Raw genomic sequence first — 17,799 nt, 5'->3', positions numbered from 1 at the left:
TCCTTGCATTCTCTGGGTGAGGGGGTGGAAATGAGTCAGGGGATGCTGTGGGTCGCCGTCAGCGGCAGATCGCGGCTCGAGCGGCCGGCGTGCACCGTGTAGGCGCCCGCGGGCAGGCTCCAATCGCCGGTGGCCGTCGACCAGATCTCGAACCGGCGGCGCGCGAGCGGGATCTCGACGGTCGTGGATGCTCCGGCGGCGACGTCGACGACCGCGAAGCCCGCCAGCCATCGCACGGGACGCAGCGGATCGCGGCCGTCGGCCGACAGGTACACCTGCATGACCTCGCGCCCGTCACGCCCGCTCGTGTTCGTGAGCGTCACTCGTGCGACGACCTCGGCATCATCGGAGACCTCGAGCGCGTCGTAGCGCCACTGCGCGTAGCCGAGGCCGAAGCCGAATTCGCGCGCCGGGGTGCGGCCGAGACGATCCCAGCCGCGGTGCCCGACGTCGAGGCGCTCGGCATAGTCGACAGAGCCCTCCAGGGGCAGCCCGTCGGGCACGGGCACGTCGGCCTCGGACGCCGGGAGCGTCCACGGCAGCCGCCCCGAAGGCTCGGTCGCACCGACGAGGGCATCGGCGAGCGCGTCGCCCGCCTCCTGGCCGGGAAGCCACCACCACAGCACGGCGGCTACCTCGTCGAGCCACGGGAGGATGACGGGGGCGCCGGCGTTGACGACGACCACCGTGCGCGGGTTGACCGCGGCGACGCGGCGGACGAGCTCGTCCTGGCGGCCCGGGAGGGCGAGGCTCGGGCGATCCCACCCCTCGGACTCGGTCTCGGGGTTGGTGCCGACGACGACGATCGCGACATCGGCCGCGGCCGCGGCATCCACGGCCTCCGCGAGCTCCTCGTCGATCGTGGCTCCAGGCGCGCGATAACGCAGGTGCACCCGGACGAAGCGACCGTAGGCGTCGGCATCGATGACCTGGGCGTCGAGCGCGAACCGCACGCTGCCCTCGCCCGCGACATCGACGGGCTGCTCGGTCGTCGCGGGGTCGGAGTAGGAGGAGTCCAGCACGACCTCCGATCCGACGATGTGCGACGACGTCGAGACGACGACGTCGTCGAAGCGCAGCTCGTGCGCGCCGACGGGCCCGACCTCGACGACATGTGTGCCGTCTCCGTTCAGCGCGACATCGGCGGTGAACCGCACGCGATCGACCGCGGCGTCTTCGATGGGGAACCAGACCTCGGCCGGGTCGGCGATCACGCGCTCCTCGCGGACGTCGCCGTCGGCGTCGAGGAACTCGGCGAGGATCCCGCGGCTCCCGCGCGGCGTCGAGACGAGCGCGGCGGGAAGCACCGGAGCACGCCGCTCCGTGACGCCGCCGCGCACGAGCGCGATCTCGGCGTCGGGGAGCACACGGCGCAGCCCTTCGAGCGGCGGCACGACGTGCGGCGGACGCACGAACGCGCTCCCGCCGCCCTGCACGAACGGGTCGACCGCGTTGGCGCCGATGAGGGCCACGCTCGTGACGCCCTCGGGGGCGAGGGGCAGCAGTCCGTCGTTGCCGAGCACGACGATCGACCGCGCCGTCGCCTCGCGCACGAGTTCGCGCACATCGGCGTCGCCGGGCTCGGGCGTCGCGACGTCGACGGGGTCGGCGGCGAAAGCGCCGACGCGGTGCGCGAGCAGGAGGATGCGGGCGACCTTGTCGTCGATCACCGATTCGTCGACGTCGCCGCGCTCGACGGCTGCGACGAGTGCGGCGTCCCACGGTCCTCCCGGACCCGGCATGACCAGATCCAGGCCGCCGTTCGCCGATTCGACCGTGTCCTTCGTCGCGAGCCAGTCGCTCACGACGACGCCGTCGAAGCCCCACTCGTCTTTCAGCACGCCGTTCAGAAGCGGTCCATGCGCCGTCGCCGTCGCCTCGACGCCGTCGAGCGCGACGCCGTTGTAGGCGGCCATGATCGACCACGCGCCCGCTTCGACGAGGGCTTCGAACGGCGCGAGGTAGACCTCGCGCAGCGTGCGCTCGTCGATGCGCGAGACGTACGTCGTGCGCTCGGTCTCCTGCTCGTTGCCGACGAAGTGCTTGACGGATGCGCCGACCCCGGCCTGCTGCAGAGCGGAGACGAAGGACGCCGCGAGCTCGGCCGTCAGGTGCGGGTCCTCCGCGAGGCACTCGAAGTGCCGGCCTCCCGCCGGGGTGCGCTGCAGGTTCACGACGGGGGCGAGGACGACGTCGACGCCCTTGCGCCGCGCCTCCCCCGCGATGAGCCGGCCGAGCCGGGCGAGCAGGCCGACGTCCCACGTGGCGGCGGTCGCGGAGGGCGCGGGAAGCTGGACGGAAGGGCGCTCGTCGTCCGAGACGCCGCGCACGCCGATGGGTCCGTCGGACAGGGTGACGGGCTTCAGTCCGATGCGCTCGATCGCGTGGAGGCTCCAGGTCGAGGCCCCCGTGAGGAGCCTGACCTTCTCGACGAGGGTCAGCTCGCCGAGGGCCGTCTGGATCTGCGCCGCTGCTGCCGCGCGGCTGTCCGACGCGGTCGGGGTGGCCATCGTGGTCACGCCTATACTCCATTCACGCACCTCAACCCCGAGGCGCAGGAGCCATCGTTGCATACTTACTTACAAGTCAGTAAGTTCCTCATGTAACGAACACATAACGGCGCGAGGAGACCCGGATGACTTCCGACACGAGCACGCCCGCTCCCCCGGAGCACGGCGCCGCGCGCACTCCCAAGCCGCAGGCGCGCACCCTCGAACGGCGGGAAGCCGTGCTGCGAGCAGCCATGAGCGTGTTCGGCCAGCGCGGCTACAACAAGGGCGCGCTCGTCGAGGTCGCCGAGCAGGCCGGCATGACGCACGCGGGCGTGCTGCATCACTTCGGCAGCAAAGAGGGCCTTCTGGTCGCGATGCTCCAGTACCGCGACGGTGAGGAAGCCGCCGGCATCCCCGGTCGCGCCCAGACCGAGGGCCCGGCCTTCCTCGGGCACATGCTCGACACCGTGACCGAGAACACCGACCGGCCCGGCGTCGTGCAGACCTACGCCGTGCTGGCCGCCGAATCGGTCACCGAGGGGCATCCCGCCCAGGACTACTTCCGCAACCGATTCACGGGGCTGCGCGACAAGATCGCGGGGGTGCTCGCCGAGGTCTCGGGACGGGATGCCGCAGACCCCGAGGTGCGCGACGACGCGACGGCCCTCATCGCGCTCATGGACGGCCTGCAGGTGCAGTGGCTGCTCGACCCGGATGCCGTCGACATGCCGCGGATCGTGGAGAAGGTGCTCGACGAACTCGTCGACCGCCTCAGCACGAAGAACGCGGCGCCGCCGTTCCCCCGCCCGAAGGACTGAAATCGCGCTCAGGCGCGGGTGTCGTCGTCCTCGTCGCCCGCGTCTTCGTCTTCGTCGAAGTCGTCTGACTCGTCGTCGTCCTCGAACTCCGTGTCGTCGGCGTCGGAGTCGTCGTCTTCGTCGAAGCCCTCGTCGTCGTCAGCAGACTCGTCGTCGTCTTCGTCGAAGCCGTCGTCGTCATCATCAGCGGACTCGTCGTCTTCGTCTTCGTCTTCGTCTTCGTCTTCGTCGAAGCCGTCGTCGTCGTCAGTGTCTTGGTCGAAGTCGTCCTCGTCGGACTCGTCGTCGTCCTCGTCGGACTCGTCGTCGTCCTCGTCGGACTCGACGTCGTCCTCGTCGGACTCGTCGTCGTCCTCGTCGGACTCGTCGTCGTCCTCGTCGGACTCGTCGTCGTCCTCGTCGGACTCGTCGTCGTCCTCGTCGGACTCGTCGTCGTCCTCGTCGGACTCGTCGTCGTCCTCGTCGGACTCGTCGTCGTCCTCGTCGGACTCGTCGTCGTCCTCGTCGGACTCGTCGTCGTCCTCGTCGGACTCGTCGTCGTCCTCGTCGGACTCGTCGTCGTCCTCGTCGGACTCGTCGTCGTCCTCGTCGGACTCGTCGTCGTCCTCGTCGGACTCGTCGTCGTCCTCGTCGGACTCGTCGTCGTCCTCGTCGGACTCGTCGTCGTCCTCGTCGGACTCGTCGTCGTCCTCGTCGGACTCGTCGTCGTCCTCGTCGGACTCGTCGTCGTCCTCGTCGGACTCGTCGTCGTCCTCGTCGGACTCGTCGTCGTCCTCGTCGGACTCGTCGTCGTCCTCGTCGGACTCGTCGTCGTCCTCGTCGGACTCGTCGTCGTCCTCGTCGGACTCGTCGTCGTCCTCGTCGGACTCGTCGTCGTCCTCGTCGGACTCGTCGTCGTCCTCGTCGGACTCGTCGTCGTCCTCGTCGGACTCGTCGTCGTCCTCGTCGGACTCGTCGTCGTCCTCGTCGGACTCGTCGTCGTCCTCGTCGGACTCGTCGTCGTCCTCGTCGGACTCGTCGTCGTCCTCGTCGGACTCGTCGTCGTCCTCGTCGGACTCGTCGTCGTCCTCGTCGGACTCGTCATCCTCGTCGTCGAACACGCCGTCTGCGGCCAGGTCACCCGCATCGGCGAGCTCGTCGATGTCGACGCCGTCGACATCTCCGGCGTGGAGGATGCGCGAGCCGTCTTCGTCGAAGTCGGAGGCGTCGAGGTCTTCGACGTCGTCGAGCTCGGCATCCTCGAGGTCTTCGGACTCCTCGTCGTCGAGCTCCTCGACGGCCCCCTCGGCTTCGGCGAGCGCCGCCTGGGCGGCCTGGTACTCCGCGAGTCGCACCGCCCACGGCACCCACTCAGGCGCGAGCAGCGCGGTCTCGCCGGGCAGCAGCTCGACCTCGAGCACGGTCGGCTCGGCGTCCGGGACACTCGCGACGCTGACGGTCCAGAACCATCCGGGGTACCCCGGCATACGGTTCTCGAACCGGAGCGACACGACCCCGCCGTTCTCGATGCTGTAGCCGGCGGGCGGGCCGATCGTCGCTTCGGGCGTGATCTCGCGCAGCGCGGCGAGCGCGAGGTCGTGCGCCTCGAACAGTCGCTCGTCGACGATGGTCTCTTCGACCAGGATCTCGACCATTTCACCGTCGTCGACGACGACCTCGACGATCTCGATCACCTCTACGACCGGCTCGTCGTCGGAAGGGTCCTGCACGACCGAATCGTCGGCGACGGCCTCATCGACCGGCTCCGCATGGGCAGCATCGGCATCGGCAGGCGCTTGGTCGGCGGCCGCCTCGTCGGCAGGGACCTCGTCGGCAGGGACATCGTCGGCAGGGACCTCGTCGGCGGGGACCTCGTCGGCAGACGCCTCGTCGGCAGACGCCTCGTCGGCAGAAGCCTCGTCGGCAGGGACCTCGGCGACAGCCTCGTCGGCGGGCGCCTCGAAATCGACGTCGAAGAGCGCCTCAGCGGACGCACCCTCGACGGGCGACTCGTCGCCGGTCACGGCATCTCTCGTCGCATCCACGATCTCGGCGGCCGGCTCGGCGGCAGCCGTCTCGTCGGTCGGATCAGGCGTCGAGCTCATCCGCGACCTTGCGGAGCACAGCGGCGACCTTCTTGGCGTGCGCACCGCTCGGGTAGCGGCCGCGACGCAGGTCGCCGCCGATGCCGTCGAGCAGCTTCACGAGGTCTTCCACGATGATCGCCATGTCGTCGGCGGGCTTGCGGGCACGCTTGGCGAGGCTCACGGGAGCCTCGAGCACGCGCACCGAGAGCGCCTGCGGCCCGCGCTTGCCGTCGGCGATGCCGAACTCCAGTCGCGTGCCGGCCTTGGGCGCCGGAGTGCCGGCGGGAAGGGCAGTGGCGTGCAGGAAGACGTCCGTGCCGTCATCGCTCGCGATGAAGCCGAACCCCTTCTCCTCGTCGTAGAACCTGACCTTGCCGGTGGGCATGGGAAGACCTCGCTATGGAAAAGCCCGCGCTCGGCGGGCACGTGGAAACGGGACCGGTGGGCCCTCCGCCAAGCCTACGGCACCACCGCCACCCGGTAGGCTGGGCCGGATGAGCACGCGCAGCAGCGGCCCCGAACTTCCTGTTCGCCGCATCGACCGCATCCTCGCCTACATGGCGCTGGGACTCACGATCCTGTCGATCGTGTGCTTCTTCGCGGTCATCCTGGCGCGTCCGCTCGGGGTGACCGACTTCACCGTCGGCCTGTGGCCGCTCGTCGTCGTGATGCCGCTGATCGCCCTGCCGATCGCGTTCATCATGATCATCGTGCTCCTCGTCATGAGCTTCGTGCGTCGCTCGCGGGCCAACAAGGGGGCGTAGGCGGCGCCCATGACCACCGACGAGCGCTCGCTCGCGACGTGGCTGGCGACCCGCGACGACGCGGAGCTGGCCGAGACGTTCGCGGTGCGCGCCGTGTCGCCCGCCGCGCCCTGGCACGACTTCTTCGACGCCGCGGCCGCGCTGCTGGATGCGGCATCCATCGACCGCGCACTCGTGACGCTCCCCCGCCCCGCCCTCGCGGCGCTCGCCGCGGCCGGCCCGGACGCCCGTGACGTGCTCGCACAGGCCGCCCTCGTCGGCACGTCGGGCGCGCCGTACGCGGCGGTCGCCGACCGGGTCGCGGCGATCGTCACGTCCCGCCCCGAGGCCTTCACCCCCGTCGGACCCGTCCTCGACCCCGTCCCCGCGGACGACGCCGCCGCGGCCGCCGCCGCCGAACGCGCCTTCAGCACGACGGGCGCTCTCGCCGACCTCCTCGTCGCGACCGAGCACGCGCCCCTCTCCCGCACGGGCACCGGTGCCGTGAGCGCCGTCGACCGCCGCCGGCTGACCGACGCGGGCGCGGTCGAGTCGCCGGAAGAGCTCGACGACCTCGTGCGGGTCGCCGCCGCGGCGCGCCTGCTCGTCGCCGTCGACCGCGAGTGGATGGTGAGCGAGGCCGCCGACCGCTGGCTCGAGTCCTCGACCGCCGAGCGCTGGTCGATCCTCGCGGAGGGCCTCCGCGACAGCCTGCCGGCAGGTCTTCGCACCGCCGCGGGCGGCTACCTCTCGCCTGCCGCCTGGCCCGGCGCCTACCCCCTCGACCCCGAATGGCCTGCGACCGCGGAGCAGTTGGACCGCATCGCGCTGCGGTGGGGCCTCATCACCCCCGACGGCGCGGAGCCCGAGTGGGCGCGCAGTCTGCGCACGGGAGGGGCCGCGGATGCGGCATCCCTTGCGGCCCTCCTGCCCGCCGAGATCGACCGCATCTACCTTCAGGCGGACCTCACCGCGATCGCGCCGGGTCCCCTCGCGCCCGCGCTGGACCTCCGGCTGCGCGGCATCGCGCTGCGCGAGTCGCGCGCCCAGGCGTCGACCTACCGCTTCACGGCCGACTCGATCGTCGCAGGTATGAACGACGGCGAGACGGCCGATTCGATCCGCGACTTCCTCGCGCGCCTGTCGCTCACCGGCATCCCGCAGCCCCTCGACTATCTCGTCGCGACGACGGCTTCCCGGCATGGGCTCGTGCGCGTCGGCGTCGACGCGACCGGGCTGAACACGGCGGTCTCCAGCACCGACCCGAGCGTGCTCGACGCCGTCGCCGTCGACCAGGCGCTGCGACCCCTCGGGCTCGTGCACGACGGTGGCAGGCTCCTCACGCGGGTCGGCCGCGACATCGTCTACTGGTCGCTCGCCGACGCGCGGTATCCCGTCGTGGCGGTCGATGCGGAGGGCCGGGTCGAGCCCGTCGTGCGCCGCCGCACGCGCAACGGGTCGGCGCCCGAACCGGTCGAGCGGTCGTACGCGAGCCTCGTCGCGCGACTGCGGGAGAGCCACGAGACGGATTCGGATGCCGCGTGGCTCGGCCGCGAGCTCGAGCAGGCCGTGCGGGCGCGGTCGATCATCGCCGTCGCGGTGCGCCTGCCCGACGGATCCGAGCGGTCGTTCACGCTCGAGGCGACGGGGCTCGGCGGAGGGCGGCTGCGAGGCCGCGACCGCGGCGCCGACATCGAGCGCACGCTCCCCGTCTCGAGCATCGTCTCGGTCAAGCCGGTCTGAGCCCGGCCCCGACGCTGAGCCTCCACCTGACTGCCGAGAGCGCGGGGGCCGACCACGTTCTCGGCAGTCAGGTGGAGGCTCACGGTCAGCGGGACCCCGGGGGCCGCGGGTCGCGGGACCGCGAGGGCCGCGGGTCGCGGGACCCCGGCGGCCGCGAGCCCCGCGGGAGAACCGCCGGTAGACTTGTCCGTTATGGCTGACGGCCCCCTCATCGTGCAGAGCGACCGGACGGTGCTGCTCGAAGTGGCCCATCCCGACGCGGAGAGCGCGCGCCACGAGCTCGCGATCTTCGCCGAGCTGGAGCGGGCGCCCGAGCACATCCACACCTACCGCATCACCCGGCTCGGACTCTGGAACGCCCGCGCGGCGGGCCACGACGCCGAGGACATGCTCACGACCCTCGACCGCTGGTCGCGCTTCCCCGTGCCGCCGTCGGTATCGATCGACATCCGCGAGACGGTGGGCCGCTACGGCCGGCTCGTCATCGAGCGCGACGACGAGGGCGCGCTCATCCTGCGGTCGACGGATGCCGCGGTGCTCGCTGAGGTGTCGAAGAACAAGCGCATCTCGCCCCTCCTGATCGGCCGGCCCTCCGCCGATGCGTTCCTCGTCGACGCGTGGGCGCGAGGGCACATCAAGCAGGAGCTCCTCAAGATCGGCTGGCCTGCAGAGGACCTCGCGGGCTACACGCCGGGGACGCCGCATCCCATCGACCTCGCCGAGAACGGGTGGCATCTGCGGCCCTATCAGCGCCTGGCCGTCGACAAGTTCACCGACGGCGGCTCGGGCGTCGTCGTGCTGCCCTGTGGCGCGGGCAAGACGCTCGTCGGGGCCGCCGCGATGGCCGACACGAAGACGACGACGCTCATCCTCGTGACCAACACCGTGAGCGCCCGCCAGTGGCGCGACGAGCTGCTCAAGCGCACGTCGCTCACACCGGAGGAGATCGGCGAGTACTCGGGCCAGGTCAAGGAGATCAAGCCCGTCACGATCGCGACCTACCAGATCCTCACCGCCAAGCGCGCCGGCCAGTACGCGCACCTCGCGCTCCTCGACGCCCTCGACTGGGGTCTCATCGTCTACGACGAGGTGCACCTGCTGCCGGCGCCCGTGTTCAAGCTCACCGCCGACCTGCAGGCCCGCCGCCGCCTGGGCCTCACGGCGACCCTCGTGCGCGAGGACGGCCGCGAGGGCGACGTCTTCAGCCTCATCGGACCCAAGCGGTTCGACGCGCCGTGGAAGGAGATCGAGGCGCAGGGCTTCATCTCCCCCGCCGCCTGCTACGAGGTGCGCGTCGACCTGCCCGCGGGCGAGCGGCTCGAGTACGCGGCGGCCGCCGACGACGAGCGCTACCGGCTGGCCGCGACGGCTCCCGCCAAGATCGGCGTCGTCCGCGACCTCGTCGAGCGGCACCGCGGCGAGCGCATCCTCGTGATCGGCCAGTACCTCGATCAGATCGACGTGCTCTCCGAGGCGCTCAACGCGCCGAAGATCACGGGCGCGACGCCGGTCGACGAGCGGGAAGTGCTCTACCAGGAGTTCCGCGAGGGCACGATCGACGTGCTCGTCGTGTCGAAGGTCGCGAACTTCTCGATCGACCTGCCCGAGGCATCCGTCGCCATCCAGGTGTCTGGCTCGTTCGGCTCGCGCCAGGAGGAGGCCCAGCGCCTCGGACGCCTGCTGCGCCCCAAGCAGTCAGGCAACACGGCGAGCTTCTACACCCTCATCGCCCGCGACACGGTCGACCAGGACTTCGCGCAGAACCGCCAGCGCTTCCTCGCCGAGCAGGGCTACGCGTACACGATCTTGGACGCCGACCAGGTCGCGGCCTGATCTCGAGCCACACCTCCTGGACGCCGACCAGGTCGCGGCCTGATCTCGAGCCACACCGTCGGATTCGGGATGCCGCACCCCGGCCCCCAGCGCCGGGCGCGGCATCCCTCATCCCGCGGCGATCGTCGCGGTGATGCAGACGGCGACGCACGGCAGCAGCACGACCGGGGCCATGAGGGCGTGGACGATGACGCGCCACCCGAGCCTGCCCGACAGCGCAACGCGCACCGCCGGCCAGTAGTCGCCCATTCCTGACGTCGTGACACCGGTCACCGCGCGCGAGCGACGCACCATCGTCGCATCGCCGAAGCCGATGAACGACACGAGGATGAGGAACCCCAGCCAGGCCCACACCGGCGCGCCCGTGGCCAGGAACACCGACCACGGCACGAGGAATCCGACCATCATCAGGATGTGAGGGAGCACGAGGCCCGCGTCGCGCCCGCGTGCACGCCGAGCCCACGAGACGAGCAGCGAAACACCGAATGCCGCCTGAATCACCCAGGCCGCCACCACCAGATATCCCATGCCGCAGAGGTTACTACGATCATAGTAGATTGTCACTACGAACGTAGTATAGGGTCGAGGCATGGCCACCACACGAGACCGCGCGCTCGATGCCGCCGTGCGCCTCGTCGGCGAACAGGGCGTGCGCGCCCTGACGCACGCCCGAGTGGATGCCGCGGCCGGCCTGCCGAAGGGTTCGACGTCGAACTGGTTCCGCACGCGCGATGCGCTGGTTGCCGGAGTGCTGGTGCGCATCGCCGAGCAGGAGCGCGCCGATCTGCTCGCGGCGATGGCGCCCGCCCGCACCGCCGACGAGGTCGTCGACGTGCTGACAGACCTCCTCGAGGACGCGACGGGTCGCCACGCCGCCCGCACGCGCGCACGCTACGCGCTCTTCCTGGAGACGACCGCCGCCGCGGCGCCCTCGTCGGTCCGGGACCAGCGCTCCCAGTTCGAGGAGTGGACGACAGGCCTCCTCGCCGGGCTCGGGGCCGAGCATCCCGAAATCGCCGCGCGCACGCTCCTCGCCGTGAGCGCGGGGATCATCGTGAACCGGCTCACGGTCGCGCCCGACACCCCGATCCGTCCGATCGTCGCGGTCGCGGTGCGCGGCTGCCTGCCGGCCTGACCCGCCGAGCGCGCCGGGTGCGCACACCGTTCCTTGCAGGTACGGGCTCGACCCCTCGACAAGCTCGGGGACCGAAACAGGCCTCCTCGTCGGTGCGGACTCGACCCCTCGACAAGCTCGGGGACCGAAACAGGCTTCCTCGCCGGTGCGGGCTCGACCCCTCGACAAGCTCGGGGACCGAAACAGGCCTCCTCGTCGGTGCGGGCTCGACCCCGCGGGGCGAATCAGCGCACGTAGCGCAGGAACGCGAAGCCCTCGTCGTCGGTGAGCACTCCCCCGAGCCTGAACCGGCGGTCGGCTTCGGAGGCGCCGGCGACGATGCGCCCCGCGTCTCCGCCGACGAAGCGCGGCGCGATCGTGACGCAGACCTCGTCGACCAGTCCGGCATCCAGCAGGGCTCCGAACAGGTGCGGCCCGCCCTCGCACAGCACCTGGGCGAGGCCGCGCTCCGCGAACGCCTCGAGCATCGACGACAGATCGACGGCCGACGAGCCGCACGAGACGACCTCGGCCACCTCCTCGAGCGCATGGCGCTTGGCGGCGGGCGCCGCTTCGTGCGTCACGACGATCGTCCCGCCGCCCGCGAACACGTCGTCACCCGGCTCGAGACCGAGGTCGTTCGACACGACGGCGAGCCGCGGCTGGTCGGGCAGTCCGTGGGAACGGCGCCACGCGGCATCCTCATCCGACACGTCGATGCCGCCGTACCCCTCGATGCGCACCGTCCCGGCGCCGACCACGACGACGTCGCACAGCGTGCGCAGCACGGCCATGACGGCACGGTCGGTCTCGCCGCCCAGGGCGCCGCTCTGCCCGCCCAGCGTCACCGCTCCGTCGGCGCTCTCGATGAAGTTCATCCGCACCCGCGGGGTCGAGCGGTCGGGCAGCGCGTACGCCGCGAACAGCTCGTCGCGCGACGGCGTCACGAGTTGCCCTCGGGCCGCGTGTTGTGCAGGAGGTAGGCGGGCTCGCGCCATCCCTCGATCGCCTCGATCATGCGCATCGCGTCCACGGTCTCGCGCACGTTGTGCGCGCGGACGATGCGCGCGCCCTGCGTCACGCACCACACGGCGGCCGCGAGCGATCCGGGGAGCCGCTCGCCGCGCTCGCGGTCGAGGGTCTCGCCGATGAAGTCCTTGTTCGACAGCGCGACCAGGAGCACGCTGCCCAGCGCGGCGAGCTCGCCGAATCGGCGCGTGAGGTCGAGCGAGTGGCGGGTGTTCTTGTTGAGGTCGTGCCCGGGGTCGAGGATGATCCGCTCCGGCGGCACGCCGCGCGAGAGAGCCAGATCCCGACGTTCGCGCAGGAAGCCGGCGACCTCGCACACGACGTCGCCGTATTGCGGGAGGGGATGCTGCGTCCGCGGCGCCGCGAGGCTGTGCGCGACGACGATCGTGGCGTCGCTGTCGGCGACGACGTCGGCCATGCGCGGGTCGCGCAAACCCGTCGTGTCGTTGACGATGCTCGCCCCCGCGTCGATCGCGGCGCGGGCGACCTCGGGATGGAAGGTGTCGACGCTCACGGCGACGACCGGCGCGAGGGCCTGCACGACGGGCACGACGCGCGTGATCTCGTCCTCGATCGCCAACGCCGGCCCCGGCGCGAAGGGGACGCCGCCGACGTCGACGATCTCGGCGCCCGCCGCCGCGGCATCCCGGCCCTTCTCGATCGCCGCGTCGAGGGCGTAGGTAGCCCCGCGGTCGTAGAACGAGTCGGGCGTGCGGTTCACGATCGCCATGACGGCGACGCGGCGCGAGAAGTCGATCGGGCGCCCACCGAGGCAGCGGATCGGATGCTCCATCACGAGGCGAGATCGTCCAGCGAGGTCGACTCGTCGCGCAGCCTGTCGGCGGACACCGGGGTCGCCTGCCGGATGAGCTTCTTGAACTTGTCCTGCACGTCCCACACGTTGACGTTCATGGCGCCGACGACGCGGGTGCCGTCGTGCCAGAACGCGATGAACTCCCGCGACCCGACGTCGCCGCGCGTCACGACCTGGGCGTCCTTCATGAGCGGAGCGTAGCCCGACAGCTCCATGCCGAGATCGAACTGGTCGGTGTAGAAGTACGGGATCGAGTCGTGGGATGCCGCGATGCCGAGCATCGATCGGGCGGCGACCGAGCCGGCCTTCAGGGCGTTGTCCCAGTGCTCGCTGCGCAGGTGCCGTTCGATGACGGGGTGGTACGCGTTCGCGACGTCGCCGGCGGCGTAGACGTCGGCCGCGTCGGTGCGCAGCGTCTGGTCGACGACGATGCCGTTGCTCACATCGATGCCCGCCTCGTCGGCGAGCGATGTGTTGGGAACGGCGCCGACGCCGATCACGACGAGGTCGGCGGGCACCTCCTCGCCGTCGACCACGACGGCCGTGGCGCGCGCCGAGCCGGCGATGCGCTCGACGTTCACCGACGCGCGGAGGTCGACGCCGTGTTCCAGATGCAGATCGCGGAACACGGCGCCCATCTCGGAGCCCACGGCCGCGGCCAGCGGCACGGGATCGCGCTCGAGCACCGTGACCTCGTTGCCGAGCGTCCTGGCGGTGGCGGCGACCTCCATGCCGATCCACCCCGATCCGATGAGCACGAGCCTGCGTCCGCCGCCGGACAGCTCGGCCTTGAGCGCATCGGAGTCGTCGAGGGTGCGCAGCATCCTGACCCCCTCGAGGTCGGCGCCCTCGAGCGGCAGGCGGCGCGGCGACGACCCCGTCGCGAGCAGCACGGCGTCGTACGCGAGGCTCGATCCGTCGTCGAGCGAGAGCCGGTGGCCCGCGACGTCGAGCGCGGTGGCTTTCACGCCGGTGCGCAGCTCGACCCGCTGCTCGCCGTACCACTCCGCGGGATGCAGGATGACGGCATCCAGTCCCTCCTCGCCCTGCAGGTACCCCTTCGACAGCGGCGGCCGCTGATACGGGGGATGCTGCTCCCCCGCGACGACCGTCACGTCGCCGTCGAAGCCCTCCTTGCGCAGGCGCTCGACGGCCTTGCCGGCCGCGAGCCCTCCTCCGACGATCACGAAATGCGCCATGACTCCTCCTCGTGTGCTGAGTGGATGAAGCGTGCCCGCAGGCCGGGGTCGTGGGCGACCGCGCCCGTGAACGCGCTCGTCACGGTCGCCGCCCCCTGTGCGCGGATCCCGCGCGCCGACATGCACAGATGCTCGGCGGACAGCACGACTCCGACGCCGCGCGGTGAGAGCGCCGCCTCGAGGTGCTCGGCGATCTGCATCGTGAGCCGCTCCTGCACCTGCAGGTCTCGTGCGAACCAGTCGACGACCCGCGCGAGCTTCGACAGGCCCACGATGCGCTCCCCCGGCAGGTACCCGACGTGGGCGACGCCGCGGAACGGCAGCAGATGGTGGCGGCACAGCGACGTGAACGGGATGCCGCGCACCAGCACGAGCTCGTGATAGCCCTCGTCGTTCGGGAAGGTCGTCATCGTGAACGGCCGCGGCTCGAGGAGCTCGACCAGACTCTCGACGACACGGCGCGGCGTGTCGAGAAGATGCTCGTCGTCGACGTCGCGGCCGAAGGCCCGCAGCAGCTCCTCGACCGCCGAGGCGGCGCGCACGGTGTCGATCTCGGAGTCCACCGGAACGAGCCGGACTGGGCTGGACGGGGTCATCGACGGTCCTTTCGCCTGCGTATGCCGAGGCTAGATCGCGCAATTTCTTTTGTCAACCACTTTTGCTTTTAGAGAGCTATACTCGGCGCATGGTCAGCGAGAATCGTCTCGACGGGGTCGCCGCGCTCGGCGATCCGGTGCGCCGGCGGCTGTACCGGCTCACGCTCGAGCGGCCGGTCGGCCGCGACGAGGCCGCCGACGCCGTCGGCATCCCGCGCAGTACGGCGGCGTTCCACCTCGACCGGCTCGCCGACGCCGGACTCGTGGCGGTCTCGTACCGGCGGCTGTCGGGACGCACGGGGCCCGGGGCGGGTCGCCCGTCGAAGCTGTACGCCGCGACCTCCGCGGATGTCGTGGCCAGCGTGCCGGAACGTCACTACGACCTCGCGGGAGGGCTGCTCGCGTCGGCGATCGAGCGCGCCGAGGAGCACGGGATGCCTGTGCGCGAGGCGCTCGAGCACGAGGCGCGCGCGACGGGCGCCGACCTCGGGGCGCGGGACGCCGATCTCGAGGGAGCACTCGTGCGCTGCGGCTTCGAGCCCCGAGACGACGGCGAAGGCGGCATCCTGCTCGAGAACTGCCCCTTCCATGCGCTCGCGACGGCGCACACCGACCTCGTGTGCACCGCGAACGTCTCCTTCGTCCGCGGCCTCGCCGAGGGCACCGGCGATGAGCGCGAGGCCGTGCTCGCGCCACGCGCAGGGCACTGCTGCGTCCACGTGCGGGTCGCCCCGTGACGCGCGATTGTCGCGACTGGGGCCGATATCCAGCGGCGTCGTGTCTTCCCTCGACATAATGAGGGCATGACCGCACCGCGCATCCTGGTCGTCGACGACGAACCGAACATCCGCGACCTGCTCATCACGAGCCTCCGCTTCGCGGGGTATCAGGTGAGGGCCGTGTCGAACGGCGCCCAGACGATCTCGGCCGTGCTCGAGGAGGAACCCGACCTCATCATCCTCGACGTCATGCTCCCCGACATGAACGGATTCAGCGTCACGAAGCGCCTCCGCGGCGCCGGCTACACCGCGCCGATCCTCTTCCTCACGGCGAAGGACGAGACCGAGGACAAGATCACGGGCCTCAATGCGGGCGGCGACGACTACGTCACCAAGCCCTTCTCGCTCGACGAGATCGTGGCGCGCATCCAGGCCATCCTCCGCCGCACGATGCAGGCCGACGAGGAGTCCGTCATCCGCGCCGGCGAGCTCACGATGGATCAGGACACGCACGACGTGGTCGTCGGCGACGTCTCGATCGACCTGAGCCCCACCGAGTTCAAGCTCCTGCGCTACCTCATGCTCAACCCCAATCGGGTGCTGTCGAAGGCGCAGATCCTCGACCACGTCTGGGAGTACGACTTCAACGGCGACGCCGGCATCGTGGAGAGCTACATCTCGTACCTCCGCCGCAAGATCGATCCGCACTCGACCGAGCCCCTCATCCAGACCAAGCGCGGCTTCGGCTACATGCTGAAGGCCGGCAAGACCGCCTGAGGTCACGACGGGAGGCGGGGTCCGGGTGGCCCCGCCCGACGGCGACGAAGGGAGGCGGTCGCCCTGGCGACGAAATCCGATGCGGTCACCACGTGGTGGCGCGGCATCAGCCTGCGCGCGAAGGTCACGGGAGTCACCGTCGCGCTGCTCGTCGTGGGTCTGGCGGCCGCCGGGATCGGCACGATGGCGTTCCTGCGCAACGCCCTCATCATCAACCTCAACGATCAGCTCCAGCAGCTGACCTCGACCGACGTCGCAGTCAACAGCCTCATCGACACGACCGTCGAGGGCGGCCAGGCGACGTTCACGGCCAAGCCCGACGCCGCGACCGACTACTTCGTCGCGATCTACGGTCCCGACGGTGCGCTCCAGATCACGGCGGGCGGCGACGACAACGCGCCGAAGCCGCAGTTCCCGGCGACGCTGACCCTGCAGCACACGCAGGAGCGCGGGCTCTCCCCCACCGAGCTGTCCAGCGTCGACGGCAACCAGGTCTTCCACGCGAGCACCGACGTGTACCAGCCCGCTGGCGCGGCCGCTCTATACCCCCAGATGGTCGCGATGCCGCTCGCGCCGATCAATCGCGTCGTCACGACGTACCTCGGCATCTACGGCGTGCTCGCGCTCATCACGATCGTCGCGGGCGCCCTGCTGACCCGCTGGCTCGTCACGCTGACCTTCCGCAGCCTCGGCCAGGTCGAGTCGACGGCCATGACGATCGCGGCGGGCGACTTCAGCCTGCGCATGACCGACATCGAGCCGACGACGACCGAGGTCGGCCGTCTCAAGACCGCCATCAACGCGATGCTCGACAGAGTGGATGCCGCGCTCTCGCAGCGCGATTCGACGGTTCGCCAGATGCGCCGCTTCATCGGCGATGCGAGCCATGAGCTGCGCACCCCCCTCGTGACCGTGCGCGGCTATGCGGAGCTGTACCGCATGGGGGCGATCGACGGCGACGATGACGTCGCGCAGGCCATGGACCGCATCGAGAGCGAGGCCAAGCGCATGGGCCTGCTCGTGGAGGATCTGCTCGCCCTGGCTCGTCTGGACGAGCGCCGCGACGTCGTCATCGCGCCCGTGGATCTCCGACCCGTCGCGCGCGACGCGGCGATGGACGTGCGCGCGGCCTCACCGCTGCGCCACGTCACGGTCGTCGACACGACGGTCATCCAGCCCGAAGTGCCCGTCGCCCTGGAGCCCGAACCCGCCGAAGCGCCCGAGACGGCGGCGCCGAGGGGTCGACGCGGCACGAGCGGCCGCCCGGCGAACGCGCGGGCGGGCTCACCGCTCTCGCTGCTGCGGCGTCGACCGAAGCCCGTGCCGGCCACGCAGGCTCCCGGTGTCGGCGAAGCGCCGCCCGCCGTCGCCCCCGTCGATCTCGGCGAGTCCGATGCGCCGTCAGGCACGCCGCCGATCGTGTGGGGCGACGAGAACCGCATCCGCCAGGTCGTCGCGAACCTCCTCGGCAACGCCCGGCGGTTCACGACCGAGGACTCCCCCATCGAGCTGCACATCGGGGTGGATGCCGCGGCCGGTATGGGCTGGATCGAGGTCGCCGACCACGGCGAAGGCGTGCCCGACCAGATCAAGGACAAGATCTTCCAGCGGTTCTGGCGCGCCGACACCTCCCGCGCCCGGGAGACGGGCGGAACCGGCTTGGGCCTGTCGATCGTCGCGTCGATCGTCGACGCGCTGCACGGCACCGTCGACGTCGTGGACACGCCGGGCGGCGGGGCGACCTTCCGCGTCGCGCTCCCGCTCGTGCGCGAGCGCGGCGAGCACCTCGACATCCTGACGCAGCCCATCCAGCGCGTCCGCGACGAGCGCTGACGCCTCTCCTCCCCAGCCGGGGG

The 17,799-nt window shown here is 71.1% G+C and carries 16 protein-coding genes; 8 read left to right on the top strand and 8 right to left on the bottom strand.

Annotated elements, in window-relative coordinates:
- Nucleotides 1-35 precede the first annotated feature (35 nt).
- A complete protein-coding gene (locus ACH3VR_RS03680; protein ID WP_396639652.1) occupies nt 36-2,510 on the bottom strand; it encodes a beta-glucosidase family protein in 2,475 nt (824 codons plus the stop codon).
- Between the two features lie 125 nt (nt 2,511-2,635).
- Here ACH3VR_RS03680 and ACH3VR_RS03675 point away from each other — a divergent pair, with 125 nt between their 5' ends.
- Nucleotides 2,636-3,310 (top strand): TetR/AcrR family transcriptional regulator, encoded by a 675-nt coding sequence (locus tag ACH3VR_RS03675; protein ID WP_396639390.1) that lies wholly within the window; start codon nt 2,636-2,638, stop codon nt 3,308-3,310.
- 8 nt (nt 3,311-3,318) lie between these two features.
- On the opposite strand, the gene ACH3VR_RS03670 is transcribed toward ACH3VR_RS03675, so the two are convergent.
- Nucleotides 3,319-5,394 carry a DUF3027 domain-containing protein gene (locus tag ACH3VR_RS03670; protein WP_396639389.1) on the bottom strand — a complete coding sequence of 692 codons (2,076 nt, stop codon included), beginning with the start codon at nt 5,392-5,394 and terminating at the stop codon, nt 3,319-3,321.
- Nucleotides 5,378-5,761, bottom strand: coding sequence for a cold-shock protein (locus ACH3VR_RS03665; protein ID WP_396639388.1), 384 nt, complete (start codon nt 5,759-5,761; stop codon nt 5,378-5,380). The genes ACH3VR_RS03670 and ACH3VR_RS03665 overlap by 17 nt, the downstream gene beginning before the upstream one ends.
- Nucleotides 5,762-5,870: 109 nt before the next feature.
- On the opposite strand from ACH3VR_RS03665, the gene ACH3VR_RS03660 reads away from it, so the two are divergent.
- From ACH3VR_RS03660 to ACH3VR_RS03650, 3 genes are all read left to right on the top strand, one after another.
- A complete protein-coding gene (locus ACH3VR_RS03660) occupies nt 5,871-6,140 on the top strand; it encodes a multidrug ABC transporter ATPase (protein ID WP_396639387.1) in 270 nt (89 codons plus the stop codon).
- 9 nt (nt 6,141-6,149) lie between these two features.
- The gene (locus ACH3VR_RS03655; protein WP_396639386.1) at nt 6,150-7,862 is read left to right on the top strand and encodes a helicase-associated domain-containing protein; all 1,713 of its coding nucleotides are present in this window, start codon (nt 6,150-6,152) and stop codon (nt 7,860-7,862) included.
- A 192-nt stretch (nt 7,863-8,054) separates the two neighbouring features.
- Nucleotides 8,055-9,695, top strand: a complete 1,641-nt coding sequence (locus ACH3VR_RS03650) for a DNA repair helicase XPB (protein ID WP_396639385.1) — start codon at nt 8,055-8,057, stop codon at nt 9,693-9,695.
- 108 nt (nt 9,696-9,803) lie between these two features.
- Here the strand turns inward: ACH3VR_RS03650 and ACH3VR_RS03645 are convergent, their stop codons facing one another.
- Entirely contained in the window at nt 9,804-10,223 is a 420-nt protein-coding gene (locus ACH3VR_RS03645) for a hypothetical protein (RefSeq protein WP_396639384.1), read from the bottom strand.
- A 61-nt stretch (nt 10,224-10,284) separates the two neighbouring features.
- Between ACH3VR_RS03645 and ACH3VR_RS03640 the strand changes: the two genes are divergently transcribed.
- The gene (locus ACH3VR_RS03640; protein WP_396639383.1) at nt 10,285-10,830 is read left to right on the top strand and encodes a TetR/AcrR family transcriptional regulator; all 546 of its coding nucleotides are present in this window, start codon (nt 10,285-10,287) and stop codon (nt 10,828-10,830) included.
- Between the two features lie 224 nt (nt 10,831-11,054).
- On the opposite strand, the gene ACH3VR_RS03635 is transcribed toward ACH3VR_RS03640, so the two are convergent.
- Genes ACH3VR_RS03635 through folE form a run of 4 tightly spaced genes read right to left on the bottom strand, consistent with a single transcriptional unit; the run spans nt 11,055 to nt 14,447 of the window.
- A complete protein-coding gene (locus tag ACH3VR_RS03635; protein WP_396639382.1) occupies nt 11,055-11,756 on the bottom strand; it encodes a pyrimidine reductase family protein in 702 nt (233 codons plus the stop codon).
- The gene (gene folP / locus ACH3VR_RS03630) at nt 11,753-12,631 is read right to left on the bottom strand and encodes a dihydropteroate synthase (protein ID WP_396639381.1); all 879 of its coding nucleotides are present in this window, start codon (nt 12,629-12,631) and stop codon (nt 11,753-11,755) included. Before folP ends, ACH3VR_RS03635 begins: the two co-directional genes overlap by 4 nt.
- Nucleotides 12,631-13,851, bottom strand: coding sequence for an NAD(P)/FAD-dependent oxidoreductase (locus ACH3VR_RS03625; RefSeq protein WP_396639380.1), 1,221 nt, complete (start codon nt 13,849-13,851; stop codon nt 12,631-12,633). The genes folP and ACH3VR_RS03625 overlap by 1 nt, the downstream gene beginning before the upstream one ends.
- On the bottom strand, nt 13,836-14,447 hold the full coding sequence (gene folE, locus ACH3VR_RS03620; RefSeq protein ID WP_396639379.1) for a GTP cyclohydrolase I: 612 nt from the start codon (nt 14,445-14,447) through the stop codon (nt 13,836-13,838). Before folE ends, ACH3VR_RS03625 begins: the two co-directional genes overlap by 16 nt.
- Before the next feature lie 89 nt (nt 14,448-14,536).
- Between folE and ACH3VR_RS03615 the strand changes: the two genes are divergently transcribed.
- The 3 genes from ACH3VR_RS03615 to ACH3VR_RS03605 all read left to right on the top strand — a co-directional run bounded on the left by ACH3VR_RS03615 (nt 14,537) and on the right by ACH3VR_RS03605 (nt 17,776).
- Nucleotides 14,537-15,184 (top strand): helix-turn-helix transcriptional regulator, encoded by a 648-nt coding sequence (locus ACH3VR_RS03615; RefSeq protein WP_396639378.1) that lies wholly within the window; start codon nt 14,537-14,539, stop codon nt 15,182-15,184.
- A 66-nt stretch (nt 15,185-15,250) separates the two neighbouring features.
- A complete protein-coding gene (locus tag ACH3VR_RS03610; protein ID WP_360134489.1) occupies nt 15,251-15,943 on the top strand; it encodes a response regulator transcription factor in 693 nt (230 codons plus the stop codon).
- Nucleotides 15,944-16,126: 183 nt separating this feature from the next.
- A complete protein-coding gene (locus ACH3VR_RS03605) occupies nt 16,127-17,776 on the top strand; it encodes a sensor histidine kinase (protein WP_396639377.1) in 1,650 nt (549 codons plus the stop codon).
- The last annotated feature ends 23 nt before the right edge of the window (nt 17,777-17,799 follow it).

Source organism: Microbacterium alkaliflavum (genome assembly GCF_044325405.1).
GTDB lineage: Bacteria > Actinomycetota > Actinomycetes > Actinomycetales > Microbacteriaceae > Microbacterium > Microbacterium alkaliflavum.
Note: the sequence above shows the minus strand (reverse complement) of the source record. Positions and strands in the feature narration are given on the sequence as shown.